Origin of the sequence: Psychrobacillus sp. NPDC096623, from assembly GCF_044762655.1 — a bacterium.
In the GTDB taxonomy this organism is placed as follows: domain Bacteria; phylum Bacillota; class Bacilli; order Bacillales_A; family Planococcaceae; genus Psychrobacillus.
The window spans coordinates 131,983-151,467 of the sequence record NZ_JBIWER010000006.1 but is presented as its reverse complement, the minus strand read 5'-3'; the positions used below and the strand labels follow the sequence as shown (position 1 = coordinate 151,467).

The following is a 19,485-nucleotide window of genomic DNA, read 5'->3' as shown; positions in this document are numbered from 1 at the left end:
TGTGCTCGGAAAGTTGAACAATGATAAATAGAAGTAACTGGTACATAGAAGGTATATAGGAAAGCAGGGCTAATCTGTGAGGAGGAAATATAAACAACCAAAGTTATTAACCCAAATAAGCGGGCTTATATCAATTGTGGTTATTCTAACGGTGTTTTCTGTAAGCGCTATATTTTCTTCCATGATAGAAAACATAACGGAAAAATCACTAGGGAATCAGGCGATGACTGTAGCAAAAATGGTTGCTCAAAAAGAAGAAATTATAGAGGCATTCGATGATCCCAATCCTTCCTTGACTATCCAGCCGATTGCAGAGGAAATTCGTAAATCAACTGGAGCGGGCTACGTGGTCATTGGAAATAAAGAAAATATTCGATACTCCCATCATTTGATTGAAAATATTGGAAAACAGATGGGGACAAGTAATCGTCAAGTTTTTGAAGAAGGAGCTTCTATTATATATGAAGGAACTGGAATTTCGGGCTCGGCTATTAAAGCGAAAACACCTATTTTTGATAGGGACAAAAATATCATAGGGGTTTCCTCGGTTGGTTTTTTAAATTCTGAATCACATAGAAGAGTGGAAGAATACCGTTTCAAATTATTTGGGTTTTCGATATTCATTGTATTAATTGGTTTCATAGGAGCTGTCATTATTGCAAGAAGGGTAAAAAAACTAATTTTCAATCTAGAGCCAGAAGAAATTTCCTTTTTATTTAAAGAAAAAGAAGCAACGATTGAATTTATACGTGACGCTACAATTGCGGTAAACAAACGATACGAAATAACGTCTATGAATAAGCGGGCACGAGAAATGCTAAGAGATGATCAAATAGAAACCGGTGGGAAAATTATTAACATCCGGTTAATTAAGATGATTGATACAATTCTTCAAACTAAACAAAGCTCAGTCAATCAAAACTTTCTATTTGGGCATCAGCTATATATGGTAGATGCTGCTCCAATTTTGCTGAAGGAACAGGCAAGCGGGGCTGTATTAACGATTAGGCCTGTATCGGAGATTGAAGAAATAATAGATGAACTGTCAACAATAAAGGGTATATCTGACAATATGCGTGCTCAAAATCATGAATATTTAAACAAGCTAAATACGATCTATGGACTAATAACGCTAGAGGAATATGAGGAAGTAAGGAAACTTATTTCCGAAGAAGTTAAAGAGAGGCAGGATATAGTGATTTTCCTATCTGCTTCTGTAAAAGATCCTTTTATAGCCGCTTGTCTTCTTGGAAAAATTAATAGATCAAAAGAGTTAAAGGTTGAATTTGAAATTGATAAACACAGTAACTTGAAACAAATTCCTCCTTCTTTAAATACAAAATTACTATTAACGGTGCTTGGTAATTTAATAGATAATGCAATGGAATCAGCAAGCAAGGCCAAAGGGGATAAAGCATATGTAAAAGTGTCATTTACCGACTTTGGAAGCGACATCATTTTTGATATAGAAGATAACGGGGAAGGCGTTCAAGAAGAATGGCTAGAAAAGATTTTCGAAGAGGGTTTCACTACAAAAGAAGGGGAAAATCACGGTCTTGGACTGGCAATTGTTAAAAATACAATAAACCTCCTTCAAGGACAAATTTATATAACTACTAGTGATTCAGGTGGTGCCCGATTTACCATTTCTATACCTAAAAAGTGAGAGGGTGAGGTTATATGTCAAATAAAATAATTCAGGTGCTAATTATTGAAGATGATGAGACAGCAACAATGATTTATAAAAAATTTACTCAAAAAGTACAGGGTTTTCAAGTCGTAGCTACTACAGGTTCCGGTAAACAGGCATTAGAGCTACTTAATGTATTTACCCCAGACCTCATATTACTAGATGTATTTCTTCCAGATATAAAAGGAACCGATCTATTGTGGGAGATTAGAAAAAAGTGTAGAGATGTTGATGTGATCATGATTACAGCAGCAAATGATGTGCATACCGTAAAAGAAGCTATAAGGGGTGGGGCATTCAGTTACTTGATGAAACCAATTATGCTTGATAAGTTCATGGAAACACTTGAGCATTATAAAAAAACGAGGATGAAATTGTCTAGCTTGGAAACAGTACAACAAGATGACGTAAATACTTTTTTTAGAATGAAGAAAAGTGAAGAACCGATTCTAATGGAAACTAAAACGAACGACTTACCAAAAGGCATAGATAAGCATACCCTTAAACAAGTAAAACAGAAATTAAAGGAAATGAGTGTTAGCACGAATGCGGAAGAATTGGCCAAAAAAATTGGGGCGAGTCACTCTACTGTCAGACGTTATTTGGAGTATTTAGTGTCCAATAGTGAGTTGGAGGTAGAAGTGATGTTTGGAACAATTGGCCGACCTGAGAGAAGGTATCGTAAAAAGTAAACTTGTACATAAAACATTAGAAAAACTAGGAAAGAATATACTGGAAGTTTCGGACGAGTTACCCATCCGAGATTCAGTACTTCTTTCCTAGTTCTATTTTTTTATCGCTAACGCCATCCATTCATCAATTGTAATCGATTGAATACTGTCATATGAGATTTCGATTGAAAAATAGTTAATGATCCTATCGTTAGCGAGGAGCAGATGTGAGTCTACTCTTTTGACTTGTTCCTCCGACATCGTTGTACGCCTTACCCAATCAGGATAATCAAAAGTTTTCTTACGTGCTTCAGCCTTTAACAAAGTTAAATCTGCTTCCTCCAACCATGTTTTCCATTCGTTTACAGAGCAACTACGGTTATGACTTTCATCGCGTAACTTCTCAAGAATGTTAACGAATTCGTCTAATTCCTTTTCTTCAGGCGCAATGTTGTCAATAAGTAAAAATCTTCCACCCTGTTTTAACACTCTTGCCACTTCTTTTACAAATTTGTCGGGATGAGGGAAATGGTGAGGTGCAATTCTACAAGTGACTGCATCAAATGTGTTTTCTAAAAATGGTAGAGATTCTGCATCTGCAATTACATAAGAAATATTTGACTCTGTCTGATTCAAGTGGCGCTTAGCTACCTCTAACATTTGGTATGTTAAATCGGTGGCAAAAACTTGTGATGCATATGGGGCTACCGCTTTAACCACATGCCCACCACCTGTCGCGATATCGAGTACAATCGAATTAGTTGGAAGGTCTAACCAACTAGGGATAAGGCTTAAATCGGAGCCTTTTGCATGTGTACTACTAGTTACATACTTCTCCGCATTTTTACTAAATACCTCTTGCACTTTATTTTTGATCGGCTCTACTTGATTGTTCATTTTGAATACTCCTTTTTAAAATAGATGTTAAGCTTGCCAATTAGAAAATGAGAAGAGGAGCACCCTCTTCCCATATCAAATGTTGAACTTACTTAGAAAGTGCAAAAGAAAAGTTATTTTTGCATATTTAATGATTCAAGTATTTCTTGTACTAAAACTTCTTGTTCTTCTAAGAATGTTTGGAATTCTTCCTTGTTTTTATAGCCATCTTCCCAGCCATTCGTTTCAAGAACTTCCTTCCATTCTTCCGTTTTTGTTAATTCCGTTAATGTTTTGTTCCAATAGTCTACAGCATATTGCGGCATATCTTTTGGTCCGAAAAGACCACGCCAAATTGTAAATTCAGCATCTATTCCAGCTTCTTTATATGTCGGTATTTCCGCATAAGTTCCTTTCAATCTTTCGGAAGAAGAAACACCAAGCACACGTATTTTCCCTGCTTTTAAAAATTCTCCAGCACCAGAAATATCAGTAGCAAGAATATCGGCATTTCCACCAATTAGAGCAGTCATTGCTTCGCCTCCACCATCATAGGAGACATATCTTATCTTAGTAACATCAACATCCGCTTTTACAGCAGGAAGCATGGCTACGAGATGATCCTGAGAGCCAGGTGCTGAGCCGCCCGCCAAAACAAGGGATTCAGGATCTTTCTTTAAATCATCGAATAGAGACTTCAAATCTGTATATTTTGAATCAGCTGGTACAATAATGGCACCATAATCTTTTGTAAGTTGCGCTAAAGGTGTTAAGTCTTTATAAGAATAAGGACTGTTTCCTTCTTTTTTTAAGTTATTTATCAGTAAAGGAACAGAAGGAAGATACAAGCGATAAGGATCTGCAGAATCCTGACTTATAAAATCAGCAAGTCCAACAGCTTGACCACCCCCGGGTTTGTTTTCTACTGTCAACGATTCTTTCGTTAATCCTGTCTCCATCAATGCTTTCGATAAAGCTCGGGCAGTTGTATCAAGACCACCACCTGCACCTGAAGGAGCAATTACGGTTAATGGTTTTTCGGGATAGTTATTTCCTTCACTTTTCTTTGCTGAAGTTTCTGGACTTGCACAAGCTACAAGACTAAGTGATAAAACACTGCTTGCTAACAATAATCCTAGTTTTTTAAAGTTTGTATTCACAATTTCCCTCCTTGGTTTTGGTAACGCTTACATAATGAATAGTAGCATCCCTATAAATATGTGAATAGATTATTAACGTTTACGATATAAATGTATATAATTTTCGTTATTTTCATATTTTTCACAAAACTAATTAAGGATTATCGTCGATGTGTCAGAAACATTCGTGTTTAATGTGGGCACCCGAAATAAATTGATAGCTACCCTGTGTTAGAAACATTTATGTAAATTCAAACAAAAGTGAATGTTATGATTTTCTTGTTTATTTTTTAAGCATGGTCCAAAACTTAAAGCCCCACTCAATTTTGATTGAGTTTTTTATTCTACCCCAAAGAGTTCGTGAAAGTGTGTTAGAAAACATGAACGTTCATAAAGTATTCTATAGTTTTACAAACTATAGAAACGATTAAATATGAGAAATCTAAAACAGTTCGTAAAGGTGTAATTTTACGAAAGGATTTTTGAGTTTTATTTAATAATTAAAACTTGGGATACGACAATGAAATCCTTAAATACTTCCGGCCATTAACGTAATTTTATGCAACAATATCACCTTTGTACGTCTTTTTACATTAATGCGTCGCTGACCATATCCCATTCGTGAATTTCAAATCCTCTCGCTCCTTGAAGAACATAAGGGTCTTGTTTAGTGATTTGTTCCACTTCTTCCAATGAGGCAACTCGATAGATGACTAATCCCCCTGAACCATCAGCGAATCGCCCATTGGCAATTATCTTTCCTTCAATGCGCTTTTGATCTAAATAATGAAGATGTTGTTCACGGTACTCTAAGCTTTTCTCCGAATTCAACATCGGCAAAAGAACAGCGAAATATCTCATTTATAATCATCCTCTCCATAATGATAAGGGTTACATATTCACGTTGGTAGAACTACTTGAAGCGACCTCAATAGCTGATTTGTTGTGGATCTTAAATTGTTGTACGTCAGGCTTTAATCCATGGCTTTTTCAATGATTTCTAATACTAGTTCGATCTCAGATTGAAGGTGTGCATGTAAGAAACCTGAAAATGTGGCTCCTAATCCTCCGGCGGCACCGGCAATATTATGAATATCTAGATCAAGCTCATTAGAAACAACTTTAGCAAAATGTTTAATTCAGTAGATATTTATTTTAATCATATGCAAATTTGAAGTATTTATCGAATATATCAATCGACTTTCTCGTAAGGCTTGTAGCTTTTTTATGTGTCAGTTTATAGACAGTGTAAGGTGGTGCAGGATCCTCCAGATTATAGAATTTATAATTCCCTGTTTCTGCAGCCCCTTCAGCTATGTGCTTTGGTACGATTGCCCATTGGCTGGGATTCTGCAATAAGCCAATCATGAGAGGGGTACAATCTATTCTTACCCGCGACGTCGCTAAAGGGTCCCACCAATAGGCATGCCAGGCTTGATATTCAAGCCCAAAAGGCATAAATAATTCGTAATTTGAATCCAAGTCTTTAGGGTGTATTTTTTCCGATTTGAAATTGTCGTTATTTATAGAAATAAGAACCACCATCTCAGCTTCGAAATACTTTTCCACCTGCACATTTGGGTGTGCTCGATTTTGAAGTGAAAAAGCAATATCGAGCTGCCTTTTTTCAACTTCTGAATACAGGTGGACAGAATGCAATGTATGAATGCTTAGCTGCAGATTAAGCTGATTGTTATTCAAGTTCTGAATCACCTTTGGCAACAGGAAATTGTTGATGCTGTCGACTGCGCCAGTCGTTATTGAAAGTTTCTCTCCCCGGGCTTGTATGAGTCTGGCTTCATGCAGTATACGATTCCACTCTTCAGCCATTTTATAATATTCCTCTCCCATGGGCGTTAAGATTATTTCTTTTTTTCCTTTCCCTCGCTCTAAAAGTTGATAGCCGAATTCGTCCTCCAGATTCTTGATACGCTGGCTGACAGTGGTTTGGGCGCAGTGAAGTTCTTTAGCTGCCCCACTAAGGGATTTACATTGAGCGACCATTAAAAACGTATCGATATTTTGAAATATCATGCTCAACCTCCTAAATAGCAAAATTTTTGGTATTTAATAGTATTATAATTCATTTTACATAGTGGAAGATACTATTTAATATGAAATTAACTAATATTTAAAAGATTCTAAAATTTTAGGAGTGTAAGAGATGAATGTGAGGATAATATATTTTGAAAGCGCTACCGAAGAAGTGCGGAGCATCCTAAGTAAGTACAGCAGTGACGATATGCAGATAATCTATTGGACTGACTTGGATAAAGCTAGACAGCTGCAGGAATTGGAACAGGCGAACTACTTGGTTACAGCTTCTTATCCGATAACTGAAAAATTACTGCAGTATGCAAAGAAAGTGAAGCTAATTCAGAAAACGGGTAGTGGAGTAGATAACATTGATTTGAAAGCGGCAGACCTGCTCGGCATCAAAGTCGCCAATACTCTGGGGGTGAATGCAACAAGTGTCGTTGAAGCCACATTCGGGATGATCCTTAGTTTGTATAGAAAACTGCATCACCTCGATCGACTAACCAAAAGCGGGGAATGGAAAATGTTCGAATACCGTTCCTCCATGTATGAAATCAGCGGGAAAACGCACGGTGTGATTGGTATAGGGCATATCGGAAAAAAAGTGGCTGAACTTTCTCAAAAGTTTGGAGCGAATGTTCTCTATTATGATGCACATAGATTATCAGCTGCTGAAGAAACCGAGAGAAAAATTCAGTTCAGATCATTAGATGAGCTGTTGTCAAAAGCGGATATTGTCAGCTTGCATATTCCTTTGTTGCCCTCTACTGAAAATTTAATAAGCAAAAAAGAATTAAGTTTGATGAAACCTACCGCTGTGCTGGTGAACGTCTCCAGGGGAGGGATCATCAATGAAAGAGATTTAGCGGACGCTTTAGAAAATAAGCGTTTGCTCGGGGCTGCAATTGATACTTGGGCACACGAACCGGTCAACGCCGATAATCCCTTGCTGAAATTCGACAACGTATTAGCTACCCCGCATATAGCAGGTGGGACAAGAGATGCACTGGAAAAAGTGCTGGCTATAGCTTTTGAAAATATAAGAAATGTAGAAAATGAGAAGCGCCCTAGTAACCTGGTGGAAGTGTCCTATTGAAATCTATGAGTTGAAGAAAGAGGGAGTTTTAAAATGACGAATATAGGCATGCGAATAAATACAAAAGTAAAGAGACCAGCGAAAGAGCTGATTTCTCAATTTGAAAATCTGCCAGTCCCTGTAATCGCCGATAATATGAACCGAATGTTTTGCATGAATTCCACTATTAGACCATTTAACGATAAGCCGCTGCTTGGCCAAGCTTTTACCATTCGGACCCGACCTGGAGACAATTTGTTGGTTCATAAAGCGCTAGATTTAGCTGAACCAGGCGATATATTGGTGGTTGATGCCCAAGGGGATTTAACGAATGCTATTATTGGGGAATTGATGGCATTGTATGCGCAAAAACGCTACTTAGGAGGTTTTATAATAGACGGTGCTGTACGAGATGTAGAAGCCTTGAAACACTTGGATATTCCAATATACGCAGCGGGGGTAAATCCGAGAGGACCTTATAAAGATGGGCCTGGAGAAATAAATGTCCCTGTCAATTGCGGAGGCGCTGTTGTAAATCCGGGAGACATCCTGGTGGGCGACCAGGATGGAATTGTAGTCATTAATCCCGCGGACGCTGAACAGCTGCTAATCCATTCACGCAAAAAATTGCAGTTAGAGGAAGAAACCAAAAAAGAAATAGAAAGTTTAAACTGGGACCGGACATGGGTTGATGAGGCCCTGATCTCCAAAAAGACGGTATTCAACTAAGTTTAATAGGATTTTGTTAATTTAATTAAAGGCATTGCAGGCGTTTGTATGTATAGTGAAAAGGTCTACAAAAATCATGTAAAAGGGGATGAGTGTATGTTCAAAAAGTATCAAGGCAAAAAAATGCTTATTATTTTGATTGTAGGTCTGTTTTTATTCGTAGCCGGCTGTACCAATTCTGAAGGAGTAGCAAAGGAATCTTCTAAGTTTCCAGACGGCCCTATTAAGGTTATTGTTTCCTATTCAGCAGGGGGTAGCTCGGATCTTGGGGCGAGATTGCTGATGCAATATGTTGAAAAGGAATTAGGTGTACCTGTAGTTGTTGAAAATAAACCGGGTGCAGGCGGCTGGGTCGGTTGGGAGCAACTGCTGAATTCTAAACCCGATGGGAATACGATTGCCCTTATTAATACACCGAACTTGATGACAGGATATCTAGATCCGACAACAGGGCGCGATGAAAGTTTAGAGAGCTTTGAACTGATTGCGAACCACATCACGGATCCTGGAGTTATCGCTGTCAACAAAGACGATGACCGCTTTAACAGTGTTGAAGATGTCATTGAATACGCAAAAGAAAATTCAGTGACAACGACATCAACCGGTGCCCTTGGAGATGACCATATTGCATCATTGAAACTCAATAAAAATCTTGGCACTAAATTTAATGCAGTCCATAATGGCGGTGCCGGTGAGAGTGTAATAGCAGTATTGGGCGGACATGTAGATGTTTTATTTGCAAATGTCGGGGATGTAACCACTTTATACAATGATAAAGAATTGAAAGTGCTTGGTGTCATGTCAAATGAAAGATCGACACTATTGCCGGACGTTCCTACTTTAGCTGAAGAAGGATACGATGGAGTTTTCTCATCTTCTTCACGAGGATATGCGGCTCCTAAAGGTGTAGATGAAGAAGTGTTGAAAGTCTTACGTGATGCTTTCGAAAAAGCAATTGCCAATGAAGAACAGATCAAGAAAGTACAAGAAACAGGTTTACAAGTTGATTATCAGAACTCGGAAGAATATTTAGAGTTCTTGAAAGAAGAAGAAAATGGGATTAAAGAGATCAATGATCTATTAGGATGGTAAGTTGATTGAAACCCAAGGATGGGGCTCCATCCTTGGGATATTTAATTAAAGAAAATTTCGTAGGGGGATTTTATTTGAAAAAACTTGGAGTGTACATAGCATTGTTTTTTCTAATATTCAGTGGTGTTGTTTTTTGGTTTTCATTGCAGCTTCCATATAAAAGTCAGTTTGGTCCTGGACCCGGACTGCTTCCTGTCTGGACCAGCGGACTATTGCTTCTATTTTCAATCATTTATTTGATTGTTGCATTTAAAAAAGAAATCATTTTGATACGAGACGTATTTCCCAAAGGGGAAGGAGCCATCAATGTACTAGTGACCATTTTCTCGCTAATTCTTTTTATGGTTCTGGTGCCGTTTGCAGGATTTGTAATTAGCAGTATTATTACGCTATTTTTGTTGTTTAGCCGTGGATATAAATGGTATTGGGGTCTGGGGCTGGCAACTACTGTAAGCCTTGTTGTCTTTTTATTGTTCGGAAATTTATTAGGAATCCCTTTGCCTGTAAACGATTATGGCTGGTAGGAGGTAATTATGGAATCTCTACAATTTTTATTATCAGGTCTCGGCGAAGCTTTAACTTGGTCTAATCTGCTGTTTTGCGTAATAGGTGTAAGCTTCGGGATGTTTATCGGTGTGTTGCCCGGGTTAGGTCCGACTGCAGGTACAGCCCTGCTTTTGCCGCTGACATTTTCCTTAGATCCAATTCCGGCAATTATTATGCTAGCGGGAATATATTATGGTGCTATGTACGGTGGGACAATAACGTCTGTATTGATCAATACACCTGGTGAGGCAGCATCGCTGATAACAACTTTTGATGGCTATCCATTGGCGAAACAAGGGCGTGCCGGCGTTGCTCTGGGAGTATCAGCAATCGGTTCATTTATTGGGGGCATTGTTTCAGTAATTGGATTAGTCCTGATAGGGCCAGCTTTGGCTAGGGTGGCACTGAACTTTGGCCCTCCCGAATTTTTCGCGCTTGTTTTTATGGGACTGACCCTGCTGATAGGGTTGATGGGCAAGTCAATGATTACCGGAGTCATCGCCGCTCTTTTTGGATTGGCTCTTTCATTTGTTGGAACTGATCTCAATACAGGCGTCATTCGTTTTGCATTTGGCCATACGAGTTTAATGAGTGGAATAGACTTCGTGTCTGTAGCGATGGGGTTATTTGGGTTATCTGAACTTTTATTGAATGCTGAGAAAACCTTAGGATCAAAAGCAGAGAAACCGCCGAAAGTCCATGGATTATTTCCAAAAAAGTCTGAATGGAAACCAACCATGAACTCTATTGGAAGAGGCAGCGTACTCGGGTTTTTTATCGGTTTAATACCAGGGACAAACTCAGTTATTCCCACTATTTTAAGTTATACAATGGAAAAAAAGATTGCGAAAGACCCGTCTCGATTCGGCAAGGGTGCATTAGAAGGGGTGGCAGGACCAGAAACTGCAAACAACTCTTATAGTGGTGGAGCATTAATCCCTTTATTTACTCTGGGTATACCAAGCTCACCTACAATTGCCGTATTGCTGGGGGCGTTCATTATGCACGGATTAACCCCAGGGCCTCAATTGTTTGAAAAAGAACCTGAATTTGTATGGACAGTAATTGCCAGTATGCTAGTCGGCAATGCCATATTATTAATACTAAACTTGCCACTGGCAAATGTTTGGGCCAAGATTACGATGATTCCTTATCGACTGTTATATCCAATTATTGTAATCATCATCATTGTAGGGACATATAGCCTAAATAATAGTTTGTTTGATGTCGGGGCCATGCTTGTTTTCGGTATTCTGGGCTACCTTTTTAAAAAGGCGGAAATTCCATTAGCACCTATCATACTGGCATTTGTATTAGGTGAACTGTTAGAAAAGAATTTAATCCAGTCATTGACAATTTTTGAAGGCTCGTTATTAAGTTTCTTTACGCGACCAATTTCTGGAACCATATTGGTTATTTCTATAATAGCTATCATAATAAGCCTTATTTCTTCTTTAAAGAACAAGCGTTTAGTGAATGAAGATGTGGAAATGTAAGAATTAGTGTTGAATTTAAAACAAACATTGATTAAGAATTATTTCTAAGAAAAGCGGTGAAAATATGAAGGAAAATGTAGGCTCTACCATTAAAAAAAATATCGGGATCATCGGGTTTGGCGAAGTAGGGCAAGTATTTGCAAATGGTCTGTTGGAAAACAATCCTGGTGTGAACGTATTCGTGTATGATATTTTACTGGAAAAGAAAGAAACAGCTATTGAAGAAAAAATTATTGAGATTGGTGCAAAACCCGTCCAGCGAATAGATCAGCTAGCCCTTACATGTGATATTGTTCTATCGTTAGTCAGCAGTTCAGCATCCATCCACGTTGCAAAGGAATATTCCAATGAACTGGACGATCAAAAAATCTTTATAGATTTTACAACAAGTACTCCTCAGGATAAACAAGTGAGCGAACAAGTGATACAGGCCAAAAAGGGTTTGTATGTGGATGCTGCAATTATGGGGACCGTGGCAACTGAAAAGAATAAAGTGCCATTATTATTATCCGGAAATCATGCTACTGAAACAGAAAAGCAGCTAACAGCGCTTGGCTTCAACTGCCAGGTAGTCGAACTGCCTAACGGAGCATCAGCAAGCATTAAACTGCTTAGAAGCATATTCATGAAGGGTTTAGAAGCCCTGGCTTTAGAAACGATGATTACTGCCAGAAATTACGGAGTTGATAAAGAAGTGTTGGAAAGCATTTCTAAAACACTTGATAACAATGACTTTACTACTTTCAGCAGCGTTTTAATGAAAACCCACATGGTTCATAAAAAAAGACGAATGAAGGAAGTTAGCGATTGTATAAAAATAATTACGGATGCGAACTTAGAGCCTGCCGTTACAGAAGGAGTATTAGCTTTCTTCAAGAACTCTGTGAATAAACAATTTGAAGATAATCTGGTGCAAACAAAAGATATTGGGGAAATCCTTGATGCATATCTTAACAAGGAAAGATTAATTGAGTTTAATAAATCATAAAAAGAGGCAATCTCGATGACGTCGAGGTTGCCTCTTTCTTTATTTGCTTTTTACGAATAGGACAATCAAACCTTTGCAACTCCAGCAAACGCAATGGAATCACTCTAAGAAGAAGTCGAGCAGCTGCGAATGGAGAATGCCTACCTAAAAATTTGAATTCCTTAGTGAAGGAAAAGGAACAGTCACAACGCAAATCAAAGCAGAAGTTATTTGAAAGTGAGTGTTAACCCGCATCCCGGTGTCAGCCACAATTTGAGGAACAATTGAGTCTGACACCGGGACGCTAGAGTGAAAGCTGTCTTATTGTGATTTCGGAAAGTAAAGAAAAAACATAACAAGTTTTGTATAATATAGGTACTAATCCAAAGGGGTGTTTTCATGCAAATACAACGTGGACAGAAGGTTAAATTAGAAAATATAACTCAGCTCGAATGCTTTGTACGATGGTCAACACCGAAAAAACAAATGGAGTTAGATATTTCTTCCTTCCTATTGCAGGCAGGGAATCGCTGTGCAAAAGACGAACATTTTATCTTTTATGGGCAACCACAAAGTCCAGATAAATCAGTTACATATGCAAAACAAACAGCCTTAGATGGTTCAATTACTATTCAATTAAATGCAGTGCCAGATACAATTGAAAAAATAGCTATTGCCTTAACTATTCATGAAGGGGACGCTCAAAATTTGCGTTTTCAAGAAATAGACAAATTAGAGCTTCTTATAAAAGACGCTGTAACAGGAAATGTTTTATACACTTATTCGTTTGGTGATGACTTACAGCAGGAAACAGCGATAGTTGTTGGTGAGCTGTATAGGCATCAAGGACAGTGGAAATTTAGTGTAATCGGTAGCGGATTTAATGGAGGATTGGAGGCATTATGTCTAAATTATGGTTTAGAGATTGAAGAAAGCGCGGGTAGTAAACAAAATGAGCCTGCTCCTCCTCCGAAAGAAGAGCCGATTAAAGCTAAGCCAAACCTAGAGAAGATGAATATAAATCTTAAGAAAAAAGAATCCATATCAATTGCTAAGTCGAATAAAATTGTAGCGACTTTGGAGTGGGCGAATCCAAAAAAGGATTTAGATTTGTATTGCTTTTATGTATTGAAGAACGGGGATACTGGAAAAGTGTACTATCGTTCTATGGGGAATGCGAATCGTGAGCCATTTATTACGCTCGATGGTGATAGTCGAGTGGCGGGGAAAGAAACGATTGTTATTCACGATCCTTCCAAATTGAAATATGTATTGTTTGCGGCTTATAGTGCAATTAGCAACGGCTTTGGAAGTTTTAAAAGTATGAAGGCGCAAGCTGTTGTGGATAACCAACTGGGTCAACGGATCACTAGCCCATTATATGAGAAAAACCATTTTGCTTATTGGGTAGCGATTGCGCATATTGATTTTACAGATGCTGATAATATTAATGTTAGTCATGTCGAAAGGTATTCAAAATCTGGTTCTGAACGCTCACCAGAGCTATATGTTGATGGTTTATTTGAGATGGATCGTGGAGTAGTAGAGTTTAAATAAATAAGGAACATCGATTGATTTATAAATAATAAAAGTTTTTTACTGTTCACATTTTAGGTGATCCTTTATTAGATTATTGTGTGCATTATAGAAGAGTAATATGATAATAGGAAGAACAGGAGGATACTATGAAAAAACTTCTTTTATTAGTCGGAATCATTATTATCCTCCAAGGCTGTATAGCTATGAATGGAGGAGAGGATGAGACGATGAATAAGCATTTGTTTGAGGCAGTGGAAGCAAAAGATCTTGATGCAGTTAGAGGGTTACTGGAGGAAAGTGTCGATATAAATGCACAGGATGAACAGGGTAGAACAGCAATCATGATTGCTACATATGCGAATGATGCAGAAATGGTTAATCTCTTAGTCGATGCTGGGGCTAATGTGGATATTCAGGATGATATGCTAAATAATCCGTTTTTGTATGCTGGGGCAGAAGGATATATGGACATCTTGAAGCTATTGATTGCAGCTGGAGCTGACCCAACCATTACGAATCGTTACGGCGGTGTTGCGATTATCCCAGCCTCGGAGCATGGATATGTAGAGATAGTCGAAGAGCTTTTGACCAATACAAAGACGGACGTCAATCATATAAACAATTTAGGGTGGACTGCTTTACTTGAAGCAATTATTTTAAACGATGGTTCGGAAAAACAGCAGCAAACGATTCGTTTATTAATCGAGCACGGTGCAGATGTAAATATTGCGGATAAGGATGGCGTCACGCCGCTAGCGCATGCTAAGGAAAAAGGATTTAAAGAGATTGAAGCAATTTTGTTGGAAGCTGGAGCAAAATAATGCACACAAAAGATAGAAGGTGTAACGTGTATGGAATGTAGAGTGATTGGTATGTGGGGAGGGTTTCCTAAAAAGAATGGTCCTTGTTCGGGCTATTTATTAACACATGAGGGTTTTTCGTTATTAATGGATTGTGGGAGTGGTGTCTTATCAGAATTACAAAATTATATCGATTTAAATGATATAAATCATGTCGTTCTTACACATTATCATTATGATCATTTCAGTGATATTGGAGCGTATTTATTCTCAAGATTGGTGAATACACAGTTAAGTAGAACAACCGAAGAATTATCTGTTTATGGTCCAGCAGACGAGGGGATGCAAAAGCAGGTGGAGGCTGTTGCTTACTCCCGATTTATTTCATTTAACGAAAAGAGTCAGTTGGAAATCGGACCATTCACCTGTACATTTATGAAGAATATTCATCCAGTAGTAACGTATAGCATAAAAATTGAATGTGCCGGAAAAAGCATTGTGTTTACGTCGGATTCTAGCTTTACAGAAGATTTAGTTTCATTTGCAGCTGATAGCGATTTGCTCATTACGGAATGTAGTTTGTACGAAGGAATGGACGGAGCAGGTTCGGGACATATGACGTCGGAGCATGCAGGAATATTAGCGTATCAATCAAAAGCGAAAAGAGTGTTATTAACACATCTTCCACACTTCGGTGATTTAAACGATTTAGTAGTTAGTGCAAAAAAACAGGGCAATGAAAGTATTGAGTTAGCAGAGACAGGAATGCTAATAGAATTATAAAAGCTGATCGAATGAATGCTCTTAGAGCTATTTGTTCAATCAGCTTTTTTGCACCTAAATAGGGCTGGTTTTTTGGTTCTGCCTTCTAACCAGTTTAATACACACGATGTAAATCGTGATAAATGGATATAGGATGATCGTAAAAGGTATAGCTACGAAGCTTAATGTGGAAACGATAGAAATTGCAAGTAGTAGTTTGTCTTTTTTGGCCTTCCACTGGGCTATTCCTTTAACACCTAAAATCGTCATAGAAAATAAAAGAATTAAGAAGGTCGGAAAAAGTAAAAAGAATAAGAGACCGGCATAATGTGAATTAAACCCAGGAAATAAAAGAGCCACAATGTAACTGGTATTATCTACTTCTGGCTCCGGAAACAACTTGAAAAATAGTGGTATTACTATTAATAAAAAGTTGTATAAAAAGAATATCGGCATGGATTGATATAGTATCATGTTCTCGCTCGTCTTTGCTTTTAATCCTTTAATTGTTATGAATACAGTTATGGTTAGTGAGATGAGGAGCGTGATTGATAGAAAAACATTCATAGCTTCACCTGCTTTCGTTTTAATTTAAAGAATCGCAGTTTCTATTAGTCTAGCAGTAGTTGTCATGAGTTTCATTTTCTAGCGGTAGTTAAGACAACCATTATCCGGTGCTTTTCCTAGATACGTTGCGTTTATGTTGAATACAACAAAGTTTCTGTATATAATGAAAATAGAATCATACAATAAAAAGACTGGATACGCTAATATCCAGTCCTACAACTGCAAACCGCAGAAAGAGCGGTTGGTCCGGTCTAGAAATAATCGTCCATACCTTACCAGTGGGGGACGGTTATTTCTTTTTTACAAAGAAAATAATCAATGTCACAACGATTGAAAAAGCTGCTAAGATTACAGCACTTAGCTGTATTAACAAACTTATTACTTCGTATGTGGTCATGGCATCACCTCCTTGAAAGGAAGTGACCAACCGCCCACCCTGCTATGCAATTGTGTGTTTATTATACCATAAGAAGAATGAATGTTCTGATTTATAATAGTGATATTTAATTAAATTATCCAGGGGGAAAACAGTTAAGTAATATTTCTTTTCTGTTTTTTTTTTGCTTTCATTGTTCAAGAAAAGTGTCTTGAACACTTACCTGATGTTAAGTCCATTTTCATAATTTCTCCCTTTTAAGACAAGCTATAAAAAAAGGGAAAGGTGATCGAATGGATAATAATTATGGATTAGGTAGCTCGCATTATGAATAAACCCTTTGTACCACAGCTTGTTTATTTTGAACCGAATGCACTGGATTATCCGCTTGGAAAAGAACTGAAGGAAAAGTTCGAGAAAATGGGGATTGAAACGCGCTTTACGACTTCGCACAACCAAATTCGGGATTTGCCGGGTGAGACGGACGCTCAAAAATATCGTATCGCAAAATCTACCTTAGTCGTAGGTATTCGAAAAACGTTGAAATTCGATACGTCTAAGCCTTCAGCGGAATATGCAATCCCTCTTGCGACAGGGTGTATGGGGCATTGTCATTATTGTTATTTACAAACGACGATGGGCAGCAAACCGTATATTCGAACTTACGTAAACGTGGAGGAAATTTTCGAAGCGGCTGATCGCTACATTGAAGAACGTGCACCGGAGATTACCCGGTTTGAAGCGGCGTGTACATCCGATATTGTGGGAATTGACCATTTGACACATTCATTAAAAAGAGCAATTGAACATATTGGTCAAACAGAACTGGGTAGGTTACGTTTTGTGACGAAATTCCATTTTGTTGATCATTTACTGGATGCTAAGCACAATGGTAATACGCGATTCAGATTTAGCGTAAACGCTGACTATGTCATCAAAAATTTCGAACCCGGCACTTCACCTTTAGATAAAAGAATCGAGGCAGCAGGGAAAGTAGCAAGAGCTGGTTACCCGCTTGGCTTTATCGTTGCTCCCATTTACCTTCATGAAGGCTGGGAGGAAGGCTATCGCCATATGTTTGAACGACTCGATGAGGAATTACCAAAAGATGCAAGAGACGATATTACATTTGAATTCATTCAACATCGCTTTACAAAGCCTGCGAAAAAAGTAATTGAAAAGAATTACCCAAAGTCAAAACTGGAGTTAAATGAAGAAGAAAGACGCTATAAATGGGGCAAGTACGGAATTGGTAAGTATATTTATCAAAAGGACGAAGAAGATGAAATAAAATCTCACCTATATAGCTATATGGAAAAGTACTTTCCGAATGCGAAGCTAGAATATTTTACTTGAGTGAATATAAAAAACGTAAGGTCCCATGGAAAGTGGGGCTTTACGTTTTTTCAATGGATGGAATAGGGGGCTGCTGCACAGGGACACCAAATTATTCATCTTGCGATTTGCGGTCCTGACCTTGCGATTCCAGCGAAGTACCTTGCGATTCTCGATGACGGTCTTGCGATTCGAAGGACTTAATTTGCGATTTGCACGAAAACCCGATTCGACTTGCGATTTGTGGACCTGAACTTGCGATTCCAGCGAAGTATATTGCGATTCTCGATGTCGGTCTTTCGATTCGTAGTACTTCATTTGCGATTCGCCCCAGAACGCAATTCATCTTGCGATTTGCGATCCTGACCTTGCGATTCCTTCGAAGTATATTGCGATTCACCAAGTCGGTCTTGCGATTTCAGCTAAGTAGCTTGCGATTCGAAGCACTGTACCTGGCGCAAGGAGCGAACAAATCACTCCAGCGCTTCATACATCTTCCTTAAAGCTTCATAGCGCTCCTTGTCAAAATCCTTCTGTCCACGCATAAATTTTTCCTTTAGATTAAAGTAACAGATTTCGAAATATTCATCGTTATGGTGACGAGCGAATGGATGTGGCACATTCTCAAATGGTCCCTCTGCGAAATACCGCTCCATTTTGTCTACCGTGCGAATATTAATACTACGTGCACGCATTTCCTGCAGGACCAGCTGAGTATAGGCAAACAAATCATCTTTTGGATAGTCGTAAATATAGTTTATCAAAATATGTCGGTCTTCCTTTGCAAAAATACTATTTAACTCACGCCATTGTGCTAATAGCTGAGATTTCGGTAAAACGACTAGTATACTTTGATGCCATAAACGCAAATAAATCATCTCCTTGTCCACCTATTGTACGGCAATTGCAGGTATTAATGTTTGCTTCCTACCATTAAGTCGTTTTTTTATAATACTACCGACCAATGATTAATAAAATGACATCCGTGCAAACTAAGTAGTAGTTTTTGTGAGAAAAGGATGTGTCCAATGGATTTTTTTCAAAGCCAGGAAACACTTACTACGATTGAGTGGATTCTTCGGGCTGTTGTTGCATTTATCTTTTTAGTGATTGTTGCAAAAGTTATGGGTCAACGTGCCATCTCCCAATTAAGACTCCTAGATTTTGTTATAGCTTTAGTTATTGGCAATATTATTGCACACCCATTGTCTGATGAGAATCTTGGACTAAAAGGTTCTGTTATTTCAACAATTGTACTAGTTTCCTTATATCTTGGCGGTGTATATTTAATTCTTAAATGGCCTTGGTTTAGAAGGTTAATTACCGCTCCGCCAATTAACCTAGTAAAGGATGGAGAAATAATTTATAAAGGACTTAAAAAAGCGAGAATATCTATAGATATTTTATTAGAAGAGCTACGGGAGGAAAAAGTTGAGGATGTAAAGAAAGTGGCATTGGCCATCTGGGAGGCAGACGGAAAAATTTCCGTATTCTTAGATCCACAATATAATGCACTTACTCCTGCTAACTACCAATTGGCAACTGAGCCATTTGATTTGCCGAAGCTAATCATCAAGGATGGAAAAATTGAATTAAAGGAGTTAAAGCAAATTAATAGGGATGAGGAATGGGTAGTTTCTAACTTAAAAATGCAGTACCAGACCGAAATAAAAAACGTTTTGCTTGCTACCATTGATAAGAAAGAAAATTTAAAGGTTTTCTTGTATAAGTGAATAATTTGTTCCGATTTCATTTTAAAAAAACAAACGTCCACAGGGATTCCCTGAC

General features: G+C 38.1%; 19 protein-coding genes. 13 read left to right on the top strand and 6 right to left on the bottom strand.

Going from position 1 to position 19,485, the window contains the following annotated elements; all coding sequences use genetic code 11:
- The first annotated feature begins 76 nt into the window (after positions 1-76).
- Positions 77-1,666, top strand: coding sequence for an ATP-binding protein (locus tag ACIQX2_RS15870; RefSeq protein ID WP_402852512.1), 1,590 nt, complete (start codon positions 77-79; stop codon positions 1,664-1,666).
- Between the two features lie 14 nt (positions 1,667-1,680).
- On the top strand, positions 1,681-2,382 hold the full coding sequence (locus ACIQX2_RS15865; protein WP_402852509.1) for a response regulator: 702 nt from the start codon (positions 1,681-1,683) through the stop codon (positions 2,380-2,382).
- 93 nt (positions 2,383-2,475) lie between these two features.
- Here ACIQX2_RS15865 and ACIQX2_RS15860 read toward each other — a convergent pair whose 3' ends face one another.
- The 5 genes from ACIQX2_RS15860 to ACIQX2_RS15840 form a co-directional block, all read right to left on the bottom strand.
- On the bottom strand, positions 2,476-3,258 hold the full coding sequence (locus tag ACIQX2_RS15860; protein ID WP_402852507.1) for a class I SAM-dependent methyltransferase: 783 nt from the start codon (positions 3,256-3,258) through the stop codon (positions 2,476-2,478).
- A 113-nt stretch (positions 3,259-3,371) separates the two neighbouring features.
- Complete coding sequence (locus ACIQX2_RS15855) at positions 3,372-4,397, bottom strand: tripartite tricarboxylate transporter substrate binding protein (protein ID WP_402852504.1); 1,026 nt, start codon at positions 4,395-4,397, stop codon at positions 3,372-3,374.
- Positions 4,398-4,964: 567 nt separating this feature from the next.
- The gene (locus tag ACIQX2_RS15850; RefSeq protein ID WP_402852501.1) at positions 4,965-5,237 is read right to left on the bottom strand and encodes a YciI family protein; all 273 of its coding nucleotides are present in this window, start codon (positions 5,235-5,237) and stop codon (positions 4,965-4,967) included.
- Between the two features lie 113 nt (positions 5,238-5,350).
- Positions 5,351-5,515: a glycerate kinase gene (locus ACIQX2_RS15845; RefSeq protein WP_402852764.1), complete on the bottom strand. Its 165-nt coding sequence runs from the start codon at positions 5,513-5,515 to the stop codon at positions 5,351-5,353.
- Positions 5,516-5,531: 16 nt separating this feature from the next.
- A complete protein-coding gene (locus ACIQX2_RS15840; RefSeq protein ID WP_402852498.1) occupies positions 5,532-6,410 on the bottom strand; it encodes a LysR family transcriptional regulator in 879 nt (292 codons plus the stop codon).
- Positions 6,411-6,540: 130 nt separating this feature from the next.
- Here ACIQX2_RS15840 and ACIQX2_RS15835 point away from each other — a divergent pair, with 130 nt between their 5' ends.
- From ACIQX2_RS15835 to splB, 10 genes are all read left to right on the top strand, one after another.
- Entirely contained in the window at positions 6,541-7,509 is a 969-nt protein-coding gene (locus ACIQX2_RS15835; RefSeq protein WP_402852495.1) for a 2-hydroxyacid dehydrogenase, read from the top strand.
- Between the two features lie 33 nt (positions 7,510-7,542).
- A complete protein-coding gene (locus ACIQX2_RS15830; protein ID WP_402852492.1) occupies positions 7,543-8,217 on the top strand; it encodes an RraA family protein in 675 nt (224 codons plus the stop codon).
- Positions 8,218-8,265: 48 nt separating this feature from the next.
- On the top strand, positions 8,266-9,309 hold the full coding sequence (locus ACIQX2_RS15825; protein ID WP_402852490.1) for a tripartite tricarboxylate transporter substrate binding protein: 1,044 nt from the start codon (positions 8,266-8,268) through the stop codon (positions 9,307-9,309).
- A 74-nt stretch (positions 9,310-9,383) separates the two neighbouring features.
- Entirely contained in the window at positions 9,384-9,833 is a 450-nt protein-coding gene (locus tag ACIQX2_RS15820) for a tripartite tricarboxylate transporter TctB family protein (RefSeq protein WP_402852487.1), read from the top strand.
- Positions 9,834-9,842: 9 nt separating this feature from the next.
- Positions 9,843-11,351, top strand: a complete 1,509-nt coding sequence (locus ACIQX2_RS15815; protein ID WP_402852484.1) for a tripartite tricarboxylate transporter permease — start codon at positions 9,843-9,845, stop codon at positions 11,349-11,351.
- Between the two features lie 64 nt (positions 11,352-11,415).
- Positions 11,416-12,339 carry an NAD(P)-binding domain-containing protein gene (locus ACIQX2_RS15810; RefSeq protein WP_402852481.1) on the top strand — a complete coding sequence of 308 codons (924 nt, stop codon included), beginning with the start codon at positions 11,416-11,418 and terminating at the stop codon, positions 12,337-12,339.
- Between the two features lie 378 nt (positions 12,340-12,717).
- Positions 12,718-13,875 carry a TerD family protein gene (locus ACIQX2_RS15805; protein WP_402852478.1) on the top strand — a complete coding sequence of 386 codons (1,158 nt, stop codon included), beginning with the start codon at positions 12,718-12,720 and terminating at the stop codon, positions 13,873-13,875.
- A 128-nt stretch (positions 13,876-14,003) separates the two neighbouring features.
- Positions 14,004-14,678 carry an ankyrin repeat domain-containing protein gene (locus ACIQX2_RS15800; protein WP_402852475.1) on the top strand — a complete coding sequence of 225 codons (675 nt, stop codon included), beginning with the start codon at positions 14,004-14,006 and terminating at the stop codon, positions 14,676-14,678.
- 30 nt (positions 14,679-14,708) lie between these two features.
- Entirely contained in the window at positions 14,709-15,440 is a 732-nt protein-coding gene (locus ACIQX2_RS15795) for an MBL fold metallo-hydrolase (RefSeq protein WP_402852473.1), read from the top strand.
- A 1,249-nt stretch (positions 15,441-16,689) separates the two neighbouring features.
- Positions 16,690-17,718, top strand: a complete 1,029-nt coding sequence (splB, locus tag ACIQX2_RS15790) for a spore photoproduct lyase (protein ID WP_402852471.1) — start codon at positions 16,690-16,692, stop codon at positions 17,716-17,718.
- 452 nt (positions 17,719-18,170) lie between these two features.
- On the opposite strand, the gene ACIQX2_RS15785 is transcribed toward splB, so the two are convergent.
- Positions 18,171-18,575: a pyrimidine dimer DNA glycosylase/endonuclease V gene (locus ACIQX2_RS15785; protein ID WP_402852469.1), complete on the bottom strand. Its 405-nt coding sequence runs from the start codon at positions 18,573-18,575 to the stop codon at positions 18,171-18,173.
- A 150-nt stretch (positions 18,576-18,725) separates the two neighbouring features.
- On the opposite strand from ACIQX2_RS15785, the gene ACIQX2_RS15780 reads away from it, so the two are divergent.
- A complete protein-coding gene (locus tag ACIQX2_RS15780) occupies positions 18,726-19,430 on the top strand; it encodes a DUF421 domain-containing protein (RefSeq protein WP_402852466.1) in 705 nt (234 codons plus the stop codon).
- The last annotated feature ends 55 nt before the right edge of the window (positions 19,431-19,485 follow it).